Raw genomic sequence first — 16,941 nt, 5'->3', positions numbered from 1 at the left:
AAATTGAAATGAGTATCGCCATCGTGAACTGCTCCGGCAACGTCGGTAAGACCACCGTGACGCGCGAGCTGCTGGCACCTCGGCTGCCGCATATGTCGGTGCGCCAGGTCGAGTCGATCAACAGCGACGACTCAGCCGGCCCGAGGGTCGAGGTAATGATTGCGGCGCGCTTCGACGAGCTGCACGAAGAATTGATGCGCGGCCGCGAGCTGCTGGTCGACATCGGCGCGTCGAACGTCGAGGAATATCTGAACCGCCTCGATTCGTCCGAAGGGGCACAAGAGGATTACACGTGCTTCATTGTGCCGGTCGAGCCGGAAAGCAAGCAGATGAAGGACACCATGAAGACGATCAACATGCTCGCAGATCTCGGCGTGGAACCCGAGCGCATCCGCGTGCTGCTGAACAAGGTCGAGCTGGTAAAGAGCGAAGCGCGCGAGGTCACGCTGCGTCGCCACTTCGGGCAGCTGTTCGATCTGTACGAGCAGGACGCGTCCTTTCTGCTGAACCACAACGCGCTGGTGCCAAAGAACGACGTGTTCACGCTCGCGGCGGCGGCCGGCCGCACGATTCACGACATTGCGATCGACGGCGTCGACTACAAGGCGCAGCTGGTCGACGCCGCCACCGACCCGGAGAAGGATCGCCTCGTGAAGCTGGTCGGCCTGAAGCGCAAGGCGCTGTCGATCGAGCCGGTGCTCGATCACGCGTTCAACGCGTTGATGACCGGGTCGACGCATGAGTGACCCGACGCCGCAATCGGATCGCGCCGAGAGGGCCTCGGAGCGCCTTGGCCAGGTGATCGCCACGATGCCGGCGTCGAACGAGCTGGCGGTGCTTGCCGAGATTCTGATCGAGCAGATGAAGGTGGTGGATGCGCAGCACCACGTGGTCGCGCTGATGGAGTCCACCGACCAGAAGCTGACCGCGACCGTGCAGGCGCTGCGCGAGGAGAACGCGCAGCTGACGAAGCTGGTCACGCAGGCGCGCCAGGCCTTCGTCGGCGAGATTGCCGCGAAGGCCGCAGACCAGGCGCGCCGCGCGGCGGCTGCGGAAGTGACCGACGAACTCGCGCGGCTGCGTGTCGCGATCGAATCACGCGATCGCGTAGTCGCCGCACACCCGGCGGCCGCTGCTACGCAGTCGGCGCTCGGCTCGCTCGCCGTGCGGATGGGCATCGCGTTCCTCGCCGGTGCCGCGCTCGTGTGGGTGGTCGGCCACCTGTCGCGCACGCTCGGGATCTAGCCCTGACCCAACACCCTTTCGTCAAGAGGAACGTCCAACCATGAACGACAAACCATTCTTCGCCGCGCTGCTCGCCGTGATCGGTATGGCGCTGGCGAGTCTTCTGGTGTCCCACGTCCGCACTTCGCGCGGCGGGCGATTGCGTATCGTCGCGCGTGCTGACGCCTTACCCGAGGCGTCATTCCGACTCGGTTTCGACGACTGCGCCGTTTCTCGAGACGCTTACGATCGCATCCGATGAGAGCAGGTGACGCATGAGCGCCAACGATCTCAGCATCGCGACCGAACCAAAGCGGCGCGGCCGCAAGAAAGCGCAGCAGGCACTCGGCATGCCCGTCAGCACACGGCTCACGGAAGAGCAGTGGAAGGTCTTCAACGAGAAGGTCGAGCGCTCGGGCATGAGTTCGTCCGAGTTCCTGCGCGACTGCATCCTCACGAACCGCACGCAGATCGTCGAACGGCCGCGGGTGACCGTCGAGCGCCAGCGGATCATGTACGTGATCAACAAGACCGGCAACAACCTCAATCAGCTAGCCCACGTGGCGCACACCGCATGCGTGTCTGGCCATCTGTCCGAATCCACCTTCGTCGCGCTGGTCGACGAGTTGGAGATGATTACCCAACTGTTGAAGGCGCATCTCCATCGTGTTGATTAGGGTGACCGGCCGCCACGACGGCGTCAAACAGTATCTCGAGGAAGGGCGCAAGGTTGGCCGCGAGCTCGACCGCGACGACCTGGACGAGCGCGTCGTACTCGCCGGCGATCTCGACCTGACCGACGCGGTGATCCAGTCGATCGACACCGCGCCGAACGTCGAGCGCTACCTGTCGATCACGCTCTCCTTCAAGGAGGATCACGTCGACCGTGAGACGCTGTTTCAGATCGCCCGCGATTTCGAGGCGTTCGCGCTGCACGCATACCGGCCGGACGAATACTGCTTCTATGCCGAGGCGCACCTGCCACGCGTCAAGAGCTATATCGACAAGTCGACCGGCGAGCTGGTCGAACGCAAGCCGCACATCCACGTCGTGATCCCGAAACTGAACCTGATTTCGGGCCATACCTTGCGCCCGTTCGGCTACGACAAGCAAAACCTGCATTTCATCGACGCGTTTCAGGAACATACGAACGCAAAGTACGGGCTTGCAAGCCCGAAAGACAATCGCCGCACGCTGCTGACCGACGCGTCGGAAATGATTAGCCGATATCGCGGCGACCTGTTCCGCGCGAACAGCCGCGAGTTGAAGGAACAGATCCTCAATTCGGTGCTCGATCGCCAGATCGAAAACCACGCCGATTTCATGGCGCTGCTGCACGAGCACGGCGCCGTGCGTATGCGCAATGCTGGCCGCGACAACGCGTACCCGAACGTGAAGCCGGCTGACGCCGACAAGGGCGTGAACCTGAAGGAATACGTGTTCACGCCCGCATTCATCGAACTGCCAACCGCCGAAAAGCTGCAGGCGCTGTCGGCCGACGCCGCGGACCAGTACGAGGCCGGCGTCGCGCCGCGCCGCACGCCCGATGAAATCACGGCGGTACTCGACGAATGGCACGCCACCCGTGCGCGCGAATTGAAGTACCTCAACAGCGGTAGCCGTCAGTATCAGCGTTACCAGGAATCATCTCCCCACGACCGCCAGCTGATGCTCGCGGATCTTGAACGCGGTTTTTACGCACAACATCTGAAGGCATACCATGACCGAGCAGACGACACCCTCCACGGCCTCGAAGGACATCTTCGACGAGATGGACGCGCATTTGAATTCGGCGCCCAGCCGTCCGATGCCGTCGACGAGCTCGACGCACGCGAAATCGACCTCGACACCCCCGAACGGGAATCCGGCTGGGACGCCAACGACGGCCTCTGGCACGTCGCCGATGGAGTCGGCGGGCTCGATGCCCAGTTTGACTTTGTCGCAGGTGGGCCGCACCCGTCGCCCGAATCCTTCGACGCTCTGCGAAACGTGTCCGGCCGCCCTGTGGACGGCGTCGGAGATCGATCTGCAGTGTTATTGCCGGATCATGCGCTTCACCAGCTGGAGCCAGACGGCACCGTATCCGCGGATCGCCTGCGACGGGCTGCAAATCGCGCTGGAGAGCCTGCAGCGCAACGAGTAGGCGGCCCCGCAGTTGCTCCCTCTCCCGGCGAGCTGGACGCGTACCACCGGGCGCTCGAGGCGCACTACGCGTTCGGCGATCCGTTCGACAGCTTGCCGCCGATGCGGCCGCCGGCCGGCATGTCGCCGCCAGGCTGGTTTTCCGGCCGCCAGCGTGACCCGCTTCTCGACCAGTTCGATGCGATCGACGCGTCGTTTGATTTTGATGCTGCTCGGCCGATCGTGCTGCGCCAACCCGAGATGCCAGTGGACGTGCTGCCGTATCGCTCGCGGCGCTCACGCTCCGGCGACGACGCATTCGCCACGTGGCGCCGAACCGGCCGTGTCTCCGACAACGTGCTGTCGCAGCTTGCGCGCGAGGTGCGCCAGCACGATGAGGCTGGCGGCCAGTACGCCGAGTTTCGCGAGATCCGTCGAGGCCTCGATGCCCGGCGCCTGCTTGCCGAGTTGTCGCACACGCACGGCGTGCGGCCGGCGAAATACGCGGTCGTGACAGGTCGCGACGGCACCGATCGCATTCGCGCCGGCAAGCGCGCGCTGAACGTGTCGGACTTCCTGACGAAAGAGCTGAACCTGTCGTGGCGCGAAGCGGCGCCGCTGCTGCGCGCCGTGTATCAGCGACAGCAGGCCGGCGAGCAGATCCCGGCGCCGCGCGAGCTGCCGCGCGCGGCGCTCTGGCGCGAGTACTCGGTCGCGCGCGAAGCGCATGTCGCCGCTCGGAGCGACGCATGGCTCACGCAGCGCGCGAGCGAGCAGCAGCGCCGCGGTGAGATCCGCACCGCATTCGAGACCGCGCGCGCGGGAATCAAACAGGACGTGCGGCTCACGCCGGCAAGCCGGCGTGCTGCGACGTCCCTGGCGCGCGCCGAACAGCTGGGCCGCGACGACGCGCTGCGGGAGGCGATCGCGCGCGAGCGGGCGGCGCTTAAGACGCAGTTCGGAGCCGCGAGCGGCCCGAGCTTTTCCGACTGGCTGCGCACGCAGGCCGAGCAGGGCGACGAGCGGGCCCTGGAGGAGCTGCGCCGCACCGCAGGCCCGGAGCGGGTGTCGGACGACGTCGACGTCGACGCCGGCGACGAAGCGTTCAACGTGATCCGGCCGAACCCGTCACGGCCGTCCGTCCAGGACGACTACAACGCGATCATTTTCCGATCGGCCGGCTTGTCGTGGTCGGTCGACGAGCGTGGCCACGTCACCTACCGGCACGACGGCCGCGATGTCGTGCGCGATCGCGGCGCAAGCGTGCAGGTGCTGCAGGTCGACCGGCCCGCGATCGAGACCGGGCTGCGCCTCGCACAGAGCAAGTTCGGCCGCACGCTCGAGCTCGCCGGCAACGACGTCTACCAGTTGGCGGCCGCCAAGGTCGCCGTCGACGCCGGCCTGCGCGTGCAGTTCAGCGACGCACGGCTGAACCGCGCGATGGATGAGTATCGCCATGCACGCGTCGACCAGCACGTGCGCGATGTGCTCGGTACGCCGGGCGCCGGCGCGGCTGCGGATCCACGGCCGCAGCGGCAGCCGCAATCCGATCGGCCGGCGCAGGATCGGCCGATGCCTTCCGACGACAGTAAGCCGACCCTCTGATGTACGAGCGGCCGCAACCTGTTTCGCGCACCGGCAACGGCAGTGTCGACCAGATGAGCTGTCTGCTCAGGGTCGCCCACCAGTGCCAGATGGTTTTCGAGCGACGTTTCGCGCACCGTGGCAACCGGCAGCGGTAGCAGCATTTCGCGGGTCAGGGGCTTGCGGGCGGTCTTTCCAGTGCAGTGGCGGGATGATGAACGGGGCATGAAAAATCAATGCAGAGACATAGGAATGCTGACCACGTGGGGATCTGCGCTGACAGGCCTTGCGCCCGTCAGCAACTGCGCACTTACTTGTTCTTCGAAGTGTTGACCGCGTCCTTGAACGCCTTGCCAGCGGTGAACTTGACGGTCTTCGCTTCCGGAATCGTGATCTCCTCACCCGTCTTCGGATTGCGACCCGTGCGTTCAGCGCGTTTGCCGCTACTGAAGCTGCCAAAACCGATCAGCTGGACTGTCTCGCCTTTCGTTACGGCGACCGTGATGGCTTCGATGATGGCGTCGAGCGCCTCGCCAGTTTGAGCCTTGCTGGCTTCGGTTTGCGCAGCGACAGCATCAATCAGTTCGCTCTTGTTCATGTTGCAGACTCTCCTGTCGGTAAAATGGGCGTTGCGCGCTTATTCTAGCGAAGTGCGAAACAGGCGGGCAGATTACCCGTGCCGTACCTTCAGATGGGGGCATGACGCGCGGGTAGCGCGCGGCGGGCAGGGGCAGCGGCCGTGGAGATCGGTGTTGGTCGTCGCAGCCTTGCTGCTTGCGTTGCTGTTCGCCTACGGCTCTGCGCGGTTCATGCTCGTAAACCGCGGGAAAACTGTCATCGGACTAATCTCGGTGCGGCGGGGCAGAACGCGGGCAGTGACACATTTCCCTGCACTCGCAATGACGGGAATTGTGTCAATCGGAGCAAGAACAGCGAAATTGATGCGTGACCTATCGAGCCTTCACGGTAAGCGTGCTGCCATCATCAACTTCGAAATCGAAAGGCAACCCTCTCTCGGTCACCGAGTAGATCACACAAGAGTTACCACATCCGGAAAGCGTCTCCGGCTCGGCTACGGAAGCTCGACAAGCACTTGGGTTGTAGTTGGATCTGACCGACTGCAAACGTCCCTGTCCGGCCATTCTCGGCCATTCGAAGCAGAATGACGTGCGTTCATTTCGGTTCCGCTTCCTGCCGTTAGTCACTGCGTCTGTACTCATAGATAACGCGTCTTTCGACGCCGGAAGCATTACTTCTGCCCCTTTGGCGAAAGGGGGGCAACAGACAAGTCGAACCTACTGCTACCGCGAGTGAAGTCACGCTGGGAGCGTCGAGTGTCGCTGAACTTCGACGCGGCGCCGAGGTGATTCGGCGAAGGCTCCGTTGTACCTTTCTGGTGGATTTGGTTGTACTCACAGTGATTGGCTGTCAATTAGCTTTGCTCGGCGCAACAACGTATCGATCGTGAGGTTGCGTTGGCAGGGAGACCCGCCTGTCGCGGATCGTCTCCTGTGCAGGCGTTGCTCGAGGTTCAGTGCCGCGTTGGGGATACATTGAAGCTCTCCACGCCCTTGTATTGACTCATCATGTGTGCCAGCTCGGAGACCGAAGTACCCTTGCGCTTGTCCCGGGCAAAGGCGACGAAGTGCCACTCGGGCTGTCCGTCGCGAAAAGTAATCGATAGAGATTCGCGAGCGATTTCGTAGCCGTATTCGTTCGCCACTTGGCGCAACGCTCCTTCGTTCGGGCGGAAGTCCTTATGGTAGCGCACTACAATCGCGACCCCGCTGCGCGAGGGGAGTCGCTGTTCCAGTCTTGATATCACTGACATACACAGCGCAGACAATGCCGCCAGTAATATCGCGGCGGCGTAAAAGCCGATGCCAACCATCACACCGATTGCCGCAGCAGCCCAGATCGACGCAGCTGTGTTGAGCCCACTGATACTGAAGCCTTCCTTGACAATGACACCGGCTCCCAGGAAGCCAACACCGGTGACGATTCCCTGGACGACGCGTGTCGGGTCGGCGAACTGTGGCGTGGCTGCGTGTCCTCCAAACCAGAATTCAGGGTATCCAGCGCTCACGGTCAAGGCCGCCGAGGCCATGCACACCAGTCCGTACGTGCGCATGCCGGCAGCGCGGCCGCGATACGAGCGCTCGTAGCCGACCAGGAGCCCCAGCAGCAGCGCACCCAGAAGATTCAGGAAAATCACGATGTTGGCCGCCAACTCTGGAGGCGACCAATAGGCCGACAACTGTTGTGCGGAAAGGATATTCATGGCTGCCTCCAGCCCCCTGTTTTCTTTAATGCAAGCTGCCTTGTTCTGTCATTGAGGGTAGCCCGAAAAGGCTGCCACGACACCCACTATGTGGCCAGTGCACCCGGTCTGTTGCCGTCGACGTCGAAATGAACCAGTCGCCGACGCGCTATTGATCCGGGCTGCGAGCTCGCAAGGCCGCCAGTTCGAGAATGAGGTCGGCTTCGGGCAGGTTCACGTGGATCTCGGCATCCGGATCAAAACGGAGTCGGCGACAACATAACAAGGGCTGCTGCCGGCTAGAACAACCCTTAACGGTTTCTGCCGCTCAGACAAGATTGGCGATCGTCCGCTCGAATCAGTCGCTTACGGCTGTAGATGGCCAACACGGAACGTGTCCAGCCCCGCGAACAGCGGGCAGGCAGCGGGCCAATGGGCTGTTACGACGTCACAGGGTAGTCAGCAATCGCAACTGGTGCTCGGTCTCATTCCCTCGCACCAAGGTGTAGAAACACGGGCGCTGACGTTCGGTCATTGAGAAGCCTTCGGCCTCGGCGAAGCCATCCCAAAGTGCGCCCTCGATGGACGTCAGCTTGCCGCACGTCTTGGCGAACGTGCACAAAATGCGACTTGCTTCGCGACGAAGCAACCGGCGATCAGCATTCAGGACGTAGGGTGCACAGCCAGTACGAATAACCAGGTAGTGAGGAATGGAACGTCGGTCGATTCTCATTGACTGCTCCGGCGACTTCCGGCATTTATCGTATGCGTGGCCTGTTCTGGCCGCGTCCGATTGCTGTCCGTCTGACTGGGCTTCCGCCCGAACCGACTAGTCGCGTGGGCGGGGCGGGGGCCGATATCAGGCGTGCTTGCTCTATCTTCTGCGGGTAGTATCGGCACGGCGACTACCCGTGCCTTCCGTGCGTGACGTCATTGCGCGCCGCTGCCCCGGGGTGCAGCCACTTCGCGCCTGTGTCCCGGGGTAGCATCGACGGGCAAACTGAACCGTCTCAATACATCTTCTTTGGCAGTTTCGACCGCCGAATGCGCTGGCGCTGCCGCGCAACGGCAGCTGCCTTCTTACGCTTGCGTTCGGCCGTCGGCTTCTCATAAGACATCCGTGCGCGCAGCTCCTTCAGCAAGCCGGTGTTCTCGATGGCCCGACGGAAGCGGCGCAGCGCGACGTCAAGCGGTTCATTTAGCTTCGGCGTTATGGTGGTCAAATCAGTCCTTGAGTTCGCCTTGAACGACGGGATCGGCTCCCATGCGAATATGGGGAGGATTTTCGTCGCTGCTAGAGCGTGAGTGGGTTACAAGTCGGCAACGGATGCGCCATCCACCTTTCCGTCGATGATATCTCTGCCTCGCTGATAGGCGGTCCTTCTGGCTGCGCCGAAGTCGGCGACGGAATCCTCCAGATGAAGCCGAAACACGCGGCCCCCATGCGCTCCAGCCCCCGCACGACAAATACGTACCGCAATGTCGTAGCCTTCGGCATACCTGGAATGCGCATCAAAACGGGAGAACGTGCGCGAAAAGACCAGCGGAAAGAGCTCGAACCCCTTGTAGATACCCGATTGTAGCGTCGACATGACAATTCTCTCCGGCAAGGGGATGCCTGACTATACACGCCGTTTGTGGGGGGAAGCGGGCGACGAATCGCCGGCGACATCAATTTTTGCAAGTTGGCGCAAACTCGCACATCGTCGGAAGGCGGCAATCGAAGCACTGGCGTAGTCGGTCGGCGTCTCCGCAATATCGTCGGCAGCGACGACGAGCGGGCATCGCAGTCACGCATTCGCCACCGTGAATTTGGCGGCCTCTCCGTGCACCTGACGCCGATGCGGCGTCAGCGTATTTCCATTCATCCAACCGTGACGTCGGGCGGCGGCGCTTTGGCGCGCCCTTTCAGGTCGGGCTAACGCCAATTTTCATCCGGCCGCGGGCGCCAAGCGTTCCGTCATACCGCTTGCGACGCCGTGTTGCCGGACAGAAGGCGCATCGGCCGCCTGAGCCAATATACCGGCGGGGCTTACAAAAAACCTGGATTGTCGGCGACGGCTCCCTTGTGATAAAAAATGGCCGCACGTCTGGCACAGGTCAGTCGCGTCATCGACAACCAATCTCCTTGGAATATTCAGAAAATGGCAACAGGTACTGTCAAGTGGTTTAACGATGCGAAGGGTTTCGGGTTCATCACGCCGGACGACGGCGGCGAAGACCTGTTTGCGCACTTCTCCGAGGTTCAGGGAAATGGTTTCAAATCCCTTCAGGAGGGCCAGAAGGTCAGCTTTGAGATCAAGCAGGGCCCCAAGGGGAAACAGGCCGCCAGCATCAAGCCGCTGTAAGTTTTTCCCGCAGCGAACACGCCCGGTCAGGACAGCGATCATGCCGACGCGTGATCGCTACGGGTCTGGAGCCGGGCGTCGAACGGACATCACGCCCGGCTTTTCTCAGCGCTCGAGAAAAGCCCTCAACTTGTCGGCGCGACCGGGATGCATCAGCTTGCGCATCGCCTTGCCTTCGATCTGACGGATGCGCTCGCGGGTCACGTCGAACTGCTTGCCGACCTCGTCAAGCGTGTGATCGGAGGTCGTGTCGAGCCCGAATCGCATCCGCAGGACCTTGGCCTCGCGCGGCGACAGCGCGTCGAGTGCCTCGTCGATCGCCGCGCGCATGTTCGCATGGGTCGCGGCCTCTGCCGGTGAGCTCGCCGAGACATCCTCGATCATGTCGCCGAGCGTCGCATCGGCATCGTCGCCCACCGGGGTTTCGAGCGAAACAGGTTGCTTGGCGATCTTGAGGATACTGCGCACTTTCTCCTCGGACATCTCCATGCGCTTCGCGAGCACTGCAGGAAGCGCTTCCTGCCCGGTCTGCTGCAGGAGTTCGCGCGAAATCCGGTTCAGCTTGTTGATCGCGTCGATCATGTGCACCGGCACACGAATGGTCCGCGCCTGATCGGCGAGTGCGCGCGTGACGGCCTGCCGGACCCACCAGGTGGCGTACGTCGAAAACTTCCAGCCGCGTCGGTATTCGAATTTGTCCACCGCCTTCATCAGGCCGATGTTGCCTTCCTGGATCAGATCCAGGAACTGCATGCCGCGGTTCACGTATTTCTTTGCAATCGAAATGACAAGACGAAGATTCGCCTCGATCATCTCCCGCTTGGCCTGCCGCATTTTCGATTCCGCGGCACTCGTCTGGCGGTTGATCTGCTTGAGCTGCTTGAGCGGCAACGAGACCCGGGACTCGATGTCGACGAGTTTCTGCTGCGCAGCCTGAATCGCCGGCTGATGTCGCTCGAGCGCCGCGCCAAACTGCTGCGAGGTCGCCGCCGTGCGGTTCGTCCATTCGAGGTCGGTCTCGTGGCTCGGGAACGATTCGACAAACGCCTCGCGCGGCATGCCGCACCGGTCGACGACGATCTGCAGGATGTCGCGCTCGATCGCGCGAACCTGAGCGACCTGTTCCTGCAGGTCGGCGCACAGGCGGCCGATGGTCTTGGCCGTAAAGCGGATCGGCGCCAGTTCGCGCTGGATCTCCGAGCGCACTTGCGCAGCGGTTGCAAAGCCGGCGTTGCCAGTCACGGGCACATCCGGCAACTGCTCGAACAGGACCCGTACGCGCGCGAAAACCGCCAGACTGTCGTTCGTGAGCTGTTCGAGACGGGCCGCGTTGGCCTTCTCCGAATCCCCGGCGTCCGTTTCAACGTCATCGCCGTCCGGGTCATCGTCGGCAGCGTGTGATTGCTCGTCATCTTTGTCAGACTCCGGCGTCATTTCGCTTCCGTCGGCGTCGACGCTGATGCCGTCGACCAGTTCGTCGATCCGCAGTTCGCCGGCAACGATGCGGTCGACATCGGCAAGAATCGTGGACACAATCGACGGACACGCGGCAATCGCCTGAATCATGTCCTGCAGCCCGTCTTCGATACGTTTCGCGATCTCGATTTCGCCGGCACGGGTCAGCAGCTCGCGGGCGCCCATTTCGCGCATGTACATCCGGACCGGATCCGTGGTGCGGCCGAATTCCGAATCGACGGTCGATAGCGCCGCTTCCGCTTCCTCGTCCGCCTGATCGTCGGATGCGGCCGCCGGCGCAGCGTCGTTTAGCAGGAGCGTCTCGGCGTCGGGCGCCTGCTCGTACACGGCTACACCCATGTCGCCGAACGTGCTGACGATGGTCTCCATCGCCGCCGTTTGCGTAAAGTTGTCGGGCAGGTGATCGTTGATGTCCGCGTGGGTGAGATAGCCGCGCTCGCGGCCAAGCGCGATCAGCGCGCGCATCTGGTGTTGGCGCTCCGCGTCCTGGCGCGCCATCGACGCGATCTCCAGCGGGGTTGCGACGGCCGGGGTTTTGCCCTTTGACACACGGCGGCCGGCTTTTGACGGAACTGCGATCGCGCGGGACGCAGAATCGTCCCGATCAGGACTTGCCAATGTATTCTCCTCGACAGGTTGGCCGACGAGCGTCGCGAGCCTGACAGCAGGATAGTTTGCCTGCCGGGCTGCGAACGGAATCGTGGAATGGCGCACGGACAGTCGAGGCCGGGGGGGCCTCGGGCGGAATCCGGTGTGCGCAGCTTGTGGGACTATGAATGATAGCAGACGTCATTGTGCGGTGCACCATGCCGTGGGCACGGGTGTGTCAAGTTGATGGGAAGGCGAAAGACTGCCGCTGACCTCGACAGAACAGGCGACCACGTGGAACTATGCGAAGGCACTGGGGGGTTTCAATGGCTAACCACGACACGTTGCATCCACTACGCCCGCTCCTGAAGAATTGGGTTTGGGAGCATGGACGAATCGGTACTCGCTATCTGGACTGCGTCGACGGCGAAATCAAGTTTGACGAAGGTAAGAAATCGCGCTTCGCCGCCGAAAAATATGTCTATGTGCCGCTCGATAAGGACGCTGACGACGATGCGTCTGTGGATGGCCCTGCGATCCAGGAGGCGGGACTTGCCCGGTTTTTGCGGGCAGCGCAGTTGGGCAAGCCAGAAGAGGCCGGCTCTGTCGCGGAGGTCCAGCGCGCGGTTCAGGACTGCGTGGAGCTCGGACTGTTCAGCGCATATCAGTTGGACGCCCGGGTGGCATTCGCGCGCTACGCGCAGGAGCCAATGTTCGAGGATGAAATCCGCGCAGCGGTTGTCGTCGATATTCGGCGTATTTACGCGAGCGTGCGGGAGCAACTGGCGCTCTACGATTTCAGTGTGCTTTACGGCTTGCCCATGCCGCTGCTTATCAGCGAGACGCCCTTCATCGACTGGCGCGTGCGCGCGAGTCCGGCACTTCCATTCGTATCACTTCCGCTTGGACCTTACTGCCTCCTGGTAGGCGCGCCTTCGGGCAGGAGCAGCCGAATTGGCCCGGTGGTCTGGAAGGCAGCGACCGCAATGGGCCCGTTGAAGGACCATAACCGGCAAATCGCGGAGCACGCACATTTGTGGCTGGTGGCGACCACTGACGACCAACTCGTCGCTGTACAAGGCCGCATTGCTGCGGCTAGGGGCCTCAAGCCAGAGGATGCGAAGCCCTGACTGAAGTTGGCGGGAAACGCCGGGTCGGAGGCGGCCGAATCATCAGGGTTAGGTCCTTTTGCTCGGCGGGTGGCGACTGCATCGGGTAAATAGGGCGAAACCGCCGAGTGTTCGTGCGGGTTGAGCCTCTGCGAAGCGGCAACGTCCCAGTGCGGCCGAGGGTGTGTCAAAACTCGAATTTACCCGGTTTCCGGGTGTCGCTTTACTCTTCCCGAAGTGCCGCGAAGCCGATACAGCGCGTTCTGGTGGGTCGACTTTCGCACCTCATGTCGAAGTCTCACGTTTTGACACACCCTCGGCCACAAGCTGCCGTTCAGCGAGTCGAGAAACCTGCAGTTGGAACGGCTGCATTACATCCCGAACCCGACGGACAAGCTATGCGCGCAATTCGAGGTCGCATGGTGGTGATAGCGGCTTGCTGCACAAGCGTCTCGTTCTCCAGCAGCTTCGAATCGAAGACAGGTAGCTGGGAGATTGCCCCGAGGAAGAGCCAGGAGCCTCGACCAAACCTGCAATGGACCCGTTAACATGTAATCGTAGACCACGGACCAATGCCGACTTGCCCGACCGTTCTTGCCAGGCACCTTCAGCAACAAATGGAGGGAATCATGAAGTGCAATCACCGAAGGTTTGCGCTGCGTGTGGCGCTCTTTGCTGCTGCATTGGCTGGAGCGACAGCGCCGCTGACGTTTGCGGCCCCAATGAAAATCGAAGCGGTCCTGACGCCAAGCGAACAAATCCGCCTTGATTTCGCTGATGGCAGCGAACACTTCGTCTTGATGGTCAAGCGCGAGGGCAAAGCCACCGGGCAGGGTCCGCTGGCTGGGACTTCTGTGACGGAATACGGTCGACACGACATCGTGCCGGGCGTCGGCGGGGACCCGAGTGGCTACTTGGTATTCAAGGCGGCAGAGGGCGACATCGCCTACGTAAAATGGTCGATGCGTGCGGTCTTCCTCCCGGGCCCCGAGGGCAAGCCCGAGCTGGTTGACAACGGTGTCTGGGAAGTCGTCGGCGGCACCGGGAAATTCAAGGGACTGAAGGGTACGGGAATGCTTCACATCCATCGGGTTTCACCAACGGACCGCAATTTCATCCTTGAGGGAGACCTGGTTCCGGCCGGCCTGGACATAAGAAATAACTGATGCGCGGCGAGGCTGTGGGGCTTGCGGTTTGGCCACTCGGGAGCTTTACTCCAAGGGAAAGTGGGAACGGTTACCCGTCCAACTCGCCCGTGCTTGAAGCTATCACACTCAACGAGCGACGGGGCAACGCCTCGAGGTTACTCGTGCTCGCAAACCCCAGTGACAGAAGCACCTCATAAGCAGCCAGTTAGATAGCGACGAGGCGAGCGTCTCTGATGGGTCGATCGGCGACATTTGAACCGCGCGCCCTGAACGCCTAGCACCCGAAAAAAATCCGAATCTTGAGCCCCCCATATGTGACGACATGCGCACGTCTTCACCAGGCTTTCGTGTTGCCGTTTCGGCCGGCGGATTCGACACGCGCGACCTCCATTCGATTGATAACCCGCAGGTCGATAACGTGCGACACGACCTCGTCAGGCAATCGCCGATCTGAGGCCGGTTCATGTCAGTGTCGGGTCCAGTCCCACCAGTCGTGGTGGTCCAGGTTCCGAAGGAGCTGCTGCCGGCGATGTTCGCGGCGACGGTGGCCGGCCACACACATCGATGTGATCACCAACACAAACGAACCTATGACAATCCCCACCCATGATTCGCCCATTGCAATTCCCTGGTCACGGTCGTTACCGACGCCTGTAATCAGCCGGATGCCGCGCGATGCCGATCAGCGCGTGTCGATAGCATGTTTCGGTTCAGCAGACTGGCCGCGCGCCAGCCCACGCCGGTCCGCGATGATCTGACGGATCAGTTCAACTGACTGACGCAGGCGTATGGCCGGGCTTGAAGATTACCGCCTGGCGCCGGCCGACGCTTGCTCAGCGGTTCGCAGGGCATTCTTCGATGCAGCGGTCGCGAGTGCGTCAAAGTTGCTTTCCGCGACCTGCACGGCCTGCTGACTGGTTTTCTGCAGGGTTTCGACCAGCGTACTGGCGGCGTCGATCGTCGACTTCCACGCTGCGATGGCGGCTTCGGAGCCCGCTGGCGCGCTTTTGGCGACATCCTCGACGAGTGTTTGCACTCGACGGTTGTATGCTTCGTATTGCGTCTGCGCGAGCTGTGCGAATTCGGCCTGGGTGGCCGACACGATCTCGAACAGCTGACGGCCGTACAACTGCGCTTTTTCTGCCGTCGGTGCGGCGAAAGTAGTTTGCAGCGTGAGCCATTCTCGCGGTTCCCTGGCGGAGCACGCTTTCAACGCATTCTCCTGAGTTTCCGCGAGCGTCGACCGGATCGTTTTCAGATTCAGTTCGGCCAGCCTTTCTATCCCCTCCACCAGGTTGTTGGCCAGACCGAAAACGGCGTCAAGGTTGGCCTTCTGGGCTGCTGCAATTCGCTCCGAGGTCAATAGATTCATTGCGAAACTCCAGGAAAATCGACCCGGCGCCTTTCCGAACAATCGGATAGCAATGGGCGCGCTGCAGTCGTGTGGCTAGGCTAACGGGAAAGCACATGTGCAATGCCGACCGCGCATTGCACATGCCAGGCTAATTCATGGTAGTACTAATGAATTTCCTTATTCCGATGTTGAGGAACTGCGGTACTTGCCCGACGGACGCGAGGGCTCAGATTGATGGGGCGGACAACGATCAGCTAGCGAACGCCTTCAGCCGAACCGCGCGACAGCTTTGAGTATGGAAACGCCGTCGTTGGTTATCTGGGGGCGTTGCTGGCCGGACGGAAGTGTTTCCAAGGCGACAAGTTGCCGTTCGAGCAACATGTCCAGATCTGCACGATCCAGTCCGAGTTGATCGGGAGCATCCTTGACCAGCATCAATGTCGCGAACTCATGAGGGCTCAGCATCTTTGTCTCCTGTAGATAGGTATCAATTTGCTGGACAGCTCAAACCGTTCTCGCGTGACGACCGGAACCGCGTCTCGCGAAATGTGACTTTTACGCAAGATCCACGCATCACCGGATGCTGACTGCGCGCCCGGGGAAGTCATCTTAATGTTTCCCTATCCGCATAATCAATATGTGGGATGCAGCTTCTTCCTTACGATTGTGTTCGAACTGTGGGTCGCCTCCTGCATGCATATGGGCGTGCGCCCCGCTGGTAAAGGCGTTTGAAGATTTTCAGGGGTACGGTTCGCCAGCTTGGCGACGGCCGTTCAGGCGGGTAAACGACAACCCGGATTGTTTCGAATGGCAGGTGCCACAAATCTGAAGTGCAACATTTGTCCCGCATAAGGTGCACGCCTTCCAGTGCGCTTGCCCAATTCGGGGGACAGTTGCTGCCCTACCATTTCAGTGGGGCAGAGCAGCACCTCAGGCGTCACCCAGTATCGACTGTCCGGAGCATTCAGGCTAACGCCGTGGTTGCGCCCAGAGGCAGTCGAGGATAGCCCTCGTCGCCACGCTGCCCAGAAGGCTTTCGGAAGGTGGCCGCATGTTAGGGTTCATCCCCACGCGCGTGGGGGACAGCCATGCACGATGAACACACGAGACGGGGCGTCAGGCGAACAAGCATGGGCACCGAGCGGCCCGGTGTGTCGATGCCCGCAGGAAGCGCCGCAACCTGTGGCTTCGCGCTTTGTGCGGCCGCGGCGATGCCGCCCGCGCGAGTTCACTACCGAGAGAAGTGAAGCTGCTTCGTGGGCAACGAGCGTGCTCTCCGACGCCTTTCAATACGCCGGCGCCGGCAGCGCCCGCGACGGGTTGCGGCGCAATGAGATGGTGCCGCTCCAGCACGCTGTACAAGTCGACCTGCTTGACGGACCAGTGCGTGCAACTGAGATCACCGAAGCCACGGGTATTGATGTCCAGCGCGTCAGCCAACTCAAGCGAGGTCTTCTGCGGAATCGGGGGCACGTTGGGATCCGCCTCGAAATCCAGGTAATCGCTGTCGGTCCGGCGCTCGACCGCGGTGATACGGCCGACGTCGGCGGGAATGTCGGAGTCGCACTTCCCCTCGCAGGCGAAGCGCGCCGGAAACGACTTCAGACTCATTTCAACGGCATCGGCCATCTGGAACCGCGCCGCAACCGTCTCCTGTGAGCTGTGGGGCGGGTGGATGTGACTCCGGTGCGACCCGCACAGCAAAGTGCGCGCTGGTACGAGGACGCGT

At 61.8% G+C, this 16,941-nt stretch carries 17 protein-coding genes; 8 read left to right on the top strand and 9 right to left on the bottom strand.

The window, feature by feature from the left end; genetic code table 11:
• The first annotated feature begins 8 nt into the window (after positions 1 to 8).
• The 5 genes from stbB to G3N94_RS04195 are packed head-to-tail and all read left to right on the top strand — an operon-like array spanning position 9 to position 4,950.
• Positions 9 to 746 carry a StbB family protein gene (gene stbB / locus G3N94_RS04215; RefSeq protein WP_241021569.1) on the top strand — a complete coding sequence of 246 codons (738 nt, stop codon included), beginning with the start codon at positions 9 to 11 and terminating at the stop codon, positions 744 to 746.
• Positions 739 to 1,245 (top strand): hypothetical protein, encoded by a 507-nt coding sequence (locus G3N94_RS04210; protein ID WP_205790834.1) that lies wholly within the window; start codon positions 739 to 741, stop codon positions 1,243 to 1,245. Before stbB ends, G3N94_RS04210 begins: the two co-directional genes overlap by 8 nt.
• Before the next feature lie 40 nt (positions 1,246 to 1,285).
• Positions 1,286 to 1,486 carry a hypothetical protein gene (locus G3N94_RS04205; RefSeq protein ID WP_205790833.1) on the top strand — a complete coding sequence of 67 codons (201 nt, stop codon included), beginning with the start codon at positions 1,286 to 1,288 and terminating at the stop codon, positions 1,484 to 1,486.
• 13 nt (positions 1,487 to 1,499) lie between these two features.
• Entirely contained in the window at positions 1,500 to 1,901 is a 402-nt protein-coding gene (gene mobC, locus G3N94_RS04200; RefSeq protein WP_205790832.1) for a plasmid mobilization relaxosome protein MobC, read from the top strand.
• A complete protein-coding gene (locus G3N94_RS04195; RefSeq protein WP_346778643.1) occupies positions 1,891 to 4,950 on the top strand; it encodes an LPD7 domain-containing protein in 3,060 nt (1,019 codons plus the stop codon). The genes mobC and G3N94_RS04195 overlap by 11 nt, the downstream gene beginning before the upstream one ends.
• A 289-nt stretch (positions 4,951 to 5,239) precedes the next feature.
• Here G3N94_RS04195 and G3N94_RS04190 read toward each other — a convergent pair whose 3' ends face one another.
• From G3N94_RS04190 to G3N94_RS04170, 5 genes are all read right to left on the bottom strand, one after another.
• The gene (locus G3N94_RS04190) at positions 5,240 to 5,527 is read right to left on the bottom strand and encodes an HU family DNA-binding protein (RefSeq protein ID WP_205790831.1); all 288 of its coding nucleotides are present in this window, start codon (positions 5,525 to 5,527) and stop codon (positions 5,240 to 5,242) included.
• Between the two features lie 933 nt (positions 5,528 to 6,460).
• Positions 6,461 to 7,210 carry an MgtC/SapB family protein gene (locus G3N94_RS04185; protein ID WP_205790830.1) on the bottom strand — a complete coding sequence of 250 codons (750 nt, stop codon included), beginning with the start codon at positions 7,208 to 7,210 and terminating at the stop codon, positions 6,461 to 6,463.
• A gap of 427 nt (positions 7,211 to 7,637) precedes the next feature.
• Positions 7,638 to 7,922 (bottom strand): hypothetical protein, encoded by a 285-nt coding sequence (locus G3N94_RS04180; protein ID WP_205790829.1) that lies wholly within the window; start codon positions 7,920 to 7,922, stop codon positions 7,638 to 7,640.
• A 277-nt stretch (positions 7,923 to 8,199) separates the two neighbouring features.
• Positions 8,200 to 8,412 (bottom strand): 30S ribosomal protein S21, encoded by a 213-nt coding sequence (rpsU, locus tag G3N94_RS04175; RefSeq protein ID WP_205790828.1) that lies wholly within the window; start codon positions 8,410 to 8,412, stop codon positions 8,200 to 8,202.
• A gap of 87 nt (positions 8,413 to 8,499) precedes the next feature.
• Positions 8,500 to 8,781: a hypothetical protein gene (locus G3N94_RS04170; RefSeq protein ID WP_205790827.1), complete on the bottom strand. Its 282-nt coding sequence runs from the start codon at positions 8,779 to 8,781 to the stop codon at positions 8,500 to 8,502.
• A gap of 552 nt (positions 8,782 to 9,333) precedes the next feature.
• On the opposite strand from G3N94_RS04170, the gene G3N94_RS04165 reads away from it, so the two are divergent.
• Entirely contained in the window at positions 9,334 to 9,537 is a 204-nt protein-coding gene (locus tag G3N94_RS04165) for a cold-shock protein (protein ID WP_205790872.1), read from the top strand.
• A gap of 105 nt (positions 9,538 to 9,642) precedes the next feature.
• On the opposite strand, the gene rpoD is transcribed toward G3N94_RS04165, so the two are convergent.
• The gene (gene rpoD, locus G3N94_RS04160) at positions 9,643 to 11,511 is read right to left on the bottom strand and encodes an RNA polymerase sigma factor RpoD (protein ID WP_241021568.1); all 1,869 of its coding nucleotides are present in this window, start codon (positions 11,509 to 11,511) and stop codon (positions 9,643 to 9,645) included.
• 416 nt (positions 11,512 to 11,927) lie between these two features.
• On the opposite strand from rpoD, the gene G3N94_RS04155 reads away from it, so the two are divergent.
• Positions 11,928 to 12,731, top strand: coding sequence for a hypothetical protein (locus tag G3N94_RS04155; RefSeq protein ID WP_205790825.1), 804 nt, complete (start codon positions 11,928 to 11,930; stop codon positions 12,729 to 12,731).
• A gap of 608 nt (positions 12,732 to 13,339) precedes the next feature.
• Positions 13,340 to 13,876, top strand: coding sequence for a dirigent protein (locus G3N94_RS04150; RefSeq protein WP_241021567.1), 537 nt, complete (start codon positions 13,340 to 13,342; stop codon positions 13,874 to 13,876).
• Positions 13,877 to 14,663: 787 nt separating this feature from the next.
• Here the strand turns inward: G3N94_RS04150 and G3N94_RS04145 are convergent.
• The 3 genes from G3N94_RS04145 to G3N94_RS04135 form a co-directional block, all read right to left on the bottom strand.
• On the bottom strand, positions 14,664 to 15,230 hold the full coding sequence (locus G3N94_RS04145) for a phasin family protein (RefSeq protein WP_205790824.1): 567 nt from the start codon (positions 15,228 to 15,230) through the stop codon (positions 14,664 to 14,666).
• Positions 15,231 to 15,479: 249 nt separating this feature from the next.
• Positions 15,480 to 15,677, bottom strand: a complete 198-nt coding sequence (locus tag G3N94_RS04140; RefSeq protein ID WP_205790823.1) for a hypothetical protein — start codon at positions 15,675 to 15,677, stop codon at positions 15,480 to 15,482.
• A gap of 651 nt (positions 15,678 to 16,328) precedes the next feature.
• A complete protein-coding gene (locus G3N94_RS04135) occupies positions 16,329 to 16,841 on the bottom strand; it encodes a hypothetical protein (protein WP_205790822.1) in 513 nt (170 codons plus the stop codon).
• Positions 16,842 to 16,941: the final 100 nt, after the last annotated feature.

The organism is Burkholderia sp. Ac-20353, assembly GCF_017104785.1.
GTDB lineage: Bacteria > Pseudomonadota > Gammaproteobacteria > Burkholderiales > Burkholderiaceae > Burkholderia.
The sequence above is the reverse complement of the archived record's forward strand: the minus strand, read 5'-3'. Positions and strand labels throughout refer to the sequence as shown.

Coding starts and splice junctions, on each gene's coding strand:
- rpoD (WP_241021568.1), bottom strand. CDS start 11,511: ATGGCGCGCCAGGACGCGGAGCGCCAACACCAGATGCGCGCGCTGATC.
- G3N94_RS04140 (WP_205790823.1), bottom strand. CDS start 15,677: ATGCTGAGCCCTCATGAGTTCGCGACATTGATGCTGGTCAAGGATGCT.
- G3N94_RS04180 (WP_205790829.1), bottom strand. CDS start 7,922: ATGAGAATCGACCGACGTTCCATTCCTCACTACCTGGTTATTCGTACT.
- G3N94_RS04205 (WP_205790833.1), top strand. CDS start 1,286: ATGAACGACAAACCATTCTTCGCCGCGCTGCTCGCCGTGATCGGTATG.
- G3N94_RS04155 (WP_205790825.1), top strand. CDS start 11,928: ATGGCTAACCACGACACGTTGCATCCACTACGCCCGCTCCTGAAGAAT.
- G3N94_RS04190 (WP_205790831.1), bottom strand. CDS start 5,527: ATGAACAAGAGCGAACTGATTGATGCTGTCGCTGCGCAAACCGAAGCC.
- stbB (WP_241021569.1), top strand. CDS start 9: ATGAGTATCGCCATCGTGAACTGCTCCGGCAACGTCGGTAAGACCACC.
- mobC (WP_205790832.1), top strand. CDS start 1,500: ATGAGCGCCAACGATCTCAGCATCGCGACCGAACCAAAGCGGCGCGGC.
- G3N94_RS04135 (WP_205790822.1), bottom strand. CDS start 16,841: ATGGCCGATGCCGTTGAAATGAGTCTGAAGTCGTTTCCGGCGCGCTTC.
- G3N94_RS04150 (WP_241021567.1), top strand. CDS start 13,340: ATGAAGTGCAATCACCGAAGGTTTGCGCTGCGTGTGGCGCTCTTTGCT.
- G3N94_RS04210 (WP_205790834.1), top strand. CDS start 739: ATGAGTGACCCGACGCCGCAATCGGATCGCGCCGAGAGGGCCTCGGAG.
- G3N94_RS04185 (WP_205790830.1), bottom strand. CDS start 7,210: ATGAATATCCTTTCCGCACAACAGTTGTCGGCCTATTGGTCGCCTCCA.
- G3N94_RS04165 (WP_205790872.1), top strand. CDS start 9,334: ATGGCAACAGGTACTGTCAAGTGGTTTAACGATGCGAAGGGTTTCGGG.
- G3N94_RS04145 (WP_205790824.1), bottom strand. CDS start 15,230: ATGAATCTATTGACCTCGGAGCGAATTGCAGCAGCCCAGAAGGCCAAC.
- G3N94_RS04170 (WP_205790827.1), bottom strand. CDS start 8,781: ATGTCGACGCTACAATCGGGTATCTACAAGGGGTTCGAGCTCTTTCCG.